Below are 522 nucleotides of genomic sequence, written 5' to 3'. Positions count from 1 at the left end.
CCGGCACCTATAAGTGGAACGACCCCTATACGGGCAAGTCCTACGACATCCCGACCTACACAGCGACGCAGACGCTTTCGCAGACCGGGCAGGCGATCAAGGATCAGACCGACCAGGCCAAGCTCAACCTCGGCGAGCTGGCCGCTGGTCAGTCGTCCTTTCTGAAAGACTGGTTGTCGAAGCCGATCGACCTGTCGAACGACGCGACAGAGGCCCGGTTGATGGACCTCGGCATGAAGCGGCTTCAGCCGGCGCTGGACGCCCGCCGAGCGGCAAATGAGGCGGACCTGATCAACCGTGGCATTCGCCCCGGCTCAGATAACTACGCCCAGGCGCAGAACATTCAGAACCAGGGCGAAAACGACGCTTACGACCAGCTCCTGCTGACCGGTCGCGGCCAGGCCGTGCAGGAGGCGTTGGCGCAGAACTCGGCGCCCATCAACAACCTCACCGCCTTGCTGTCCGGTTCGCAGGTCAGTCAGCCGAATTTCGTCAATGCGAACATGCCGACGATCCCGACGA

The 522-nt window shown here is 62.5% G+C and carries 1 pseudogene; it reads left to right on the top strand.

Features of this window, described 5'->3' with window-relative positions:
• Positions 1–522 (top strand): annotated as a pseudogene (locus EN738_RS34945) (hypothetical protein); the annotation flags it as partial.

Origin of the sequence: Mesorhizobium sp. M4B.F.Ca.ET.017.02.2.1 (assembly GCF_003998955.1) — a bacterium.
Lineage (GTDB): Bacteria > Pseudomonadota > Alphaproteobacteria > Rhizobiales > Rhizobiaceae > Mesorhizobium > Mesorhizobium abyssinicae.
The sequence above is the reverse complement of the archived record's forward strand: the minus strand, read 5'-3'. Positions and strand labels throughout refer to the sequence as shown.